This is a genomic window from Okeania sp. SIO3B5 (assembly GCF_010692555.1).
Classification (GTDB): domain Bacteria; phylum Cyanobacteriota; class Cyanobacteriia; order Cyanobacteriales; family Microcoleaceae; genus Okeania.
Window position 1 is genome coordinate 1 of record NZ_JAAHHG010000677.1, and the last position, 4585, is coordinate 4585.

Here is a 4585-nt window from a genome sequence, read left to right on the forward strand (position 1 = left end):
ATACTTCGTAATATACAAAAACTTCTTTCTTCCTTGTCTACTTTCCCTCCTTGTCCTCCAAGTCTCACCTCCACTAGCATCTTATGTAAAAAACCTACCCTTGTGAGGCCCCTCCCCCTCCCAGGAGCTATGCTTTATAAACATCTTTCTTAACATAAAAATTGACACGCATAGACAAGTTATGTTCAAGTCTTTAAAAGGTTTTTGTCAGAGAAAAAGTGTATTAAAAAGTACATTTTTTTTGACAACTTAAGTAATTTTTCCTATCTACTATGATTCTTTCTCCTTTCTCCTTTTTCCCCTCCTGGGAGGGGCGAGGGGTGGGTCCCCTGCTCCCCTGCTTGCTACAAGGTTTTCAGGAGTTCCTTATAAGGGATAGTCCCAGGAGGGGGAGACAGGAGAAATAGGAATTTAGAGCAGGTAGGAGTAAGAATTGTCCCAAGATTTTTCTGCCCAACTATGCGCCTAAAATACTAACTTTTTGAGCATTTTAGACTGAAATAGGCGCACTTTTTTCGACCCAAAAAAGGCACTTTTCTCTATATGTCAATGCTTTTAGATTTAATCAGCAAGCCCTAATTATCATTCATAATTTACCTCTCTTGAAAATTATAGCAATGTGCGCTGGCATATTTACAAATTATATCAAATCCGTTTAATTTGGTATAAAAAAAGATTCCATCTTCACCTAGAGCGGAAAGAATTCTGAGTTCTCTTCCCTTCTGAATTCTGAATTGCAGAATTGCTGGATTCTGATTCACTATCTTATTACACCGATGCTACCGGATTTAATATTACAGGAGGTGTCCAGTAGCTAAAAGGTAAGTATTTCCTGCGGAATGCTGCGCAAACAGCTATTAGCTGTCAGCTAGCCTCCTGCGGAGGAACTGCGTTAACAGCAACAATATTCTCTCATATAGGACAGTGTTTAAATTAATATAGACTTTAAGGACAAGGGAGCTAAATTTTTGTAGTAGCGCGTCAAGCTGAAAATGGTGTATTAAATTTTTGAGTATAATTCTTGCTCTGACTAAGGTTTGAATAATTTTCCTAAAACACTATTTCAAGCTTGACGCGCCAGTAGTAAGACAATTAATAAAGCTTTTATCGTAAACTAAAAGCAATAGCTGATGGCTGATAACGTAGTTCCGACCATAGGAGGCTAGCTGACGGCTGAATGCTTACGCTAAAAGTATTATATTATCAGCTTTTTATCCCCCCTGTTGCCTGTTGTCTGCGCACAGCGCTATAGAGGATTGATTCAAATTCCGTAGTAATGAGGTACAACTGACAATCAGGAATATTTTTTCCATAAATATATGTACCTCATAACAACGGGAAGCGCTGTATATATATTGCCTACAATTTCAACAATCACTTGCTTCCTAACTCACTGACGCATTTGCCTCAGTTGCTTGCCACAACTTAAAAAGTAACAACTCAACACGATCGCTCAACGCAGTGATAAAAATTCCATTCTCATATTCTGGATCTACTGTTATCCAAGTTCCTCCTAAACTAACTTCCACAAACTCATCATCAGCAACACAAAGGGCTATATCATCTCCACCCTCCTTTTGCACAGCCATCTCCAACATCGACAATTCAGGTAAATTTACAGGTAGCAAAAAGGCAGCAGAACTTGGTTCAACTACAATTTTTTGACCAACTCGCATAGCCAAGATTACCCGCAGTGCTATCAACTGTTCGGGAGATTGAGCCAAACGCTCCATATAAAAGCCAGATTCAGTATAAGTTAACTTTAGCATTCCCCGTGGTCTCTCCTTTTTTTATTGGAAGAGCTTCGGATGTTATTGAGTAATTAATCCATAACTCAAAACTCAAAACTCTTTGCAGTTATTAAAATTAGTTTTGTTAGCAACATCTGGCGCAAATACCGTTTCACCGAAGTTAAAAGTCAAAAGTCATGCATTCAAAAGTAAGATTTTATAGACTCTAAACTTTACTTAAAAGTCAACGGAAGTTAAAAGTCAAAAGTCATGCATTCAAAAGTCAAAAATAAGATTTTATAGACTCCAAACTTTTATGCCACAGTAATTTCAGGAAATTATTTCACTATATATAATTTGAAACTATAGCAATGTGCGCTGGTATATTTACAAATTGCAGGAATTGTCCAATAGCTAAAATCTTATATTGTCAGCAATTTATTCCCCCTGTTGCCTGTTGCCTGCGCGCAGCGCTATATTTGTGACATCTTTAAAGTGAATTGTTATCGGAGCATTATTTTGACTATTTTCTGCTCATTTGACTATTTTCTGCTCAAATAACGACATCAAAATTTAGCTCTAGTTACTTTCTAGAACTAACGAAACTTATAGACAACTTTTTAGGTCTGCTTCAGAAAAAAAATAAGACCTTCTAAACCTCGTGTTGTCGTTCGCGCCAGAACTGTTCAGCAAATGCAATAGTCGGATGTATTGGTGTTTTCGGTTGATTTAATAATTTCATCCCTGCTTCAGCGGGAGTACGATTACCTTTCATTGCATTGCACCTTTCGCAAGCCGTAACTACATTATCCCAACTATGTTTACCACCCCTAGACCGAGGAATCACATGATCTAAGGTGAGACGTTTAGTAGTCCCGCAATATTGGCAACGGTGATGATCCCTCTTTAACACTTCCCTGCGGTTGACTGGGGGGACTTTCCATACCCGTTCTTGGGAGGCCATCGTTAGGCGAATTTGTTCCGGCACATATAAGACCAAACTAGGAGAACGCACAGGCCAGCCACTACCATTATCAAAATTTAGAGGTTCAGCTTTGCCAGTCACCAGCAGAGCGATCGCCCGCTTGATATTTACGCGGGTCATGGGTAAGTAGTTCTGAGAAAATACGACTACAGATTGGTTTAATACTTGAGTCATGCTGGTCACTGCTTTACCTCCTAAATTTTAGATTTTAGATTTTTTATAGCAACTGGTTTTTCAATTAAATAGCTATGAGCTATTTACACTTCAGCACTTCAGCCTCAAAATTTGCATTAGGTATCTGTTTGAGCAGTCCGCCCCAAGCTGACCGCTGATTACTGAAATGCTTAATGCTTTTTAATTGTCCGAATTCAAAAATTAATTTTATTTTTCTATTTCCCGGTCCTATTTAAAACTAACAGCCCCTGCCTCTATTTATTCGGAAGCGGGGGCTAGAAAAAAGATTTTTATACCTTTTAGTCTGATTTATGTACAGATTTTTTTGGTCTGTACCTCCCGCTTCTGAGAAATTGATTTGACCTAATCTTTGGCCCTTCAATCTGAAAAATATGATTAAATTTTTCGAGTAGCTCCAAACCTCCATAATCAATGCCAAAGTCATTTCCATCACATAATATTTCTCCCAACATCAGCCATGAAATAGTCTCACAACCTTCAGATAGGTTGTTTTTTGACCGATCGATGGCTTGAATAAATGAATGGTTCACAGGAAAGCTCTCAAAAAGTTGGGGTTTCAAATCTAACCTTTTTTATACTACACTAATATTACAGAGATGTCTACCTAAAATTTTAAGGAGAAAAAAAATCATGTACACAATACCCAGAACTTCAACTACTGATATGGAAGTTACTAGCATCCGTTTGGAAAGGGAGTTAAAGGATAGGTTGAAAAGACTAGCTAATAATAAGGGCTATCAAGCTTTGATTCGAGATATCCTCTGGAACTATGTCCAGCAAAAGTCTGGAGATTATCGGCCACAGTTTTCCCATTCAGATATTCGAGCTAGTCTACCTGCAACGGCCCAACAGGAGGAACGATGTGTGCTTACTGGCAAAGTGATACGAGCAAATGAATCGATGTTATTAGGACTTACGAATAATGGTGATATGGTGCCCCTCAGTATAGATAGTATGGAAGAGTGACATCCTCCCGACGCTGACCCTACGGGTACAGCGCGGGCTTCCCAATCTCGCAATTGGGTATTCCTGCCCCACGCCACTTATCTAGGTCATAGACCCCCGACAGACCGACTTGACAGGCTGTTTCCGTTCCCCAGAGTCCCTGGGCTACTACGTTTTCTAGTCCACGATGCAAAACCATCTCTGCTGCGGCATGGTCACGATGCGTTCGATACCCACATTCAGGACAATCATGCGCTCTGACTTCCAACCCTTTGCTGACCGCCGCAAAGCAGTTAGGGCAGGTTTGGCTGGTGCCGTTGGGGTTGACCTTAGCGAAGTAGACACCTCGTTTCCAACACACCCATTCCGTCAGAGACAAGAATTGCCCAAAGGCAGCATCCACACAATCTTTTCGCAGCATCCCTCGCGTCAACCCTTTGGTATTGAGGTCTTCTGCAAAGATAGTTTGTCCTTGGTCACAAAGTTTGTGAGCCGTCTTCAGATGAAAGTCTTTACGACGGTTTGCAATCCGATGGTGCATTCTGGCAACTTCGATTTGCGCCTTCTCCCAGTTTTGAGACCCCTTTTGTTTTCGCGCCGCTCTGCGTTAGCGGGTAAGGTTCAGAAGTCGCCTCCTTCCCCTCCCCTCAGAACCGTGCGTGACAGTCTCCCGTCACACGGCTCAAGCCTTACTTCCAGCCCTTGACTTGGATTTACTGTGTATCTGCTT

5 protein-coding genes are annotated in these 4585 nt (G+C 40.7%); 1 reads left to right on the forward strand and 4 read right to left on the reverse strand.

The genetic code is table 11. The features are described from left to right. Positions 1-1385: 1385 nt before the first annotated feature. The 3 genes from F6K54_RS40735 to F6K54_RS40745 all read right to left on the reverse strand — a co-directional run bounded on the left by F6K54_RS40735 (position 1386) and on the right by F6K54_RS40745 (position 3440). Positions 1386-1769, reverse strand: coding sequence for an alr0857 family protein (locus tag F6K54_RS40735; RefSeq protein ID WP_293090141.1), 384 nt, complete (start codon positions 1767-1769; stop codon positions 1386-1388). Between the two features lie 613 nt (positions 1770-2382). Then, a complete protein-coding gene (locus F6K54_RS40740; protein ID WP_366558387.1) occupies positions 2383-2889 on the reverse strand; it encodes an HNH endonuclease in 507 nt (168 codons plus the stop codon). 299 nt (positions 2890-3188) lie between these two features. After that, positions 3189-3440 (reverse strand): hypothetical protein, encoded by a 252-nt coding sequence (locus tag F6K54_RS40745; protein WP_293090145.1) that lies wholly within the window; start codon positions 3438-3440, stop codon positions 3189-3191. Positions 3441-3540: 100 nt separating this feature from the next. Here F6K54_RS40745 and F6K54_RS40750 point away from each other — a divergent pair, with 100 nt between their 5' ends. Further along, entirely contained in the window at positions 3541-3876 is a 336-nt protein-coding gene (locus F6K54_RS40750) for a hypothetical protein (protein WP_293090147.1), read from the forward strand. A 19-nt stretch (positions 3877-3895) separates the two neighbouring features. Here the strand turns inward: F6K54_RS40750 and F6K54_RS40755 are convergent, their stop codons facing one another. Then, entirely contained in the window at positions 3896-4411 is a 516-nt protein-coding gene (locus tag F6K54_RS40755) for a transposase (RefSeq protein WP_293090149.1), read from the reverse strand. Positions 4412-4585: the final 174 nt, after the last annotated feature.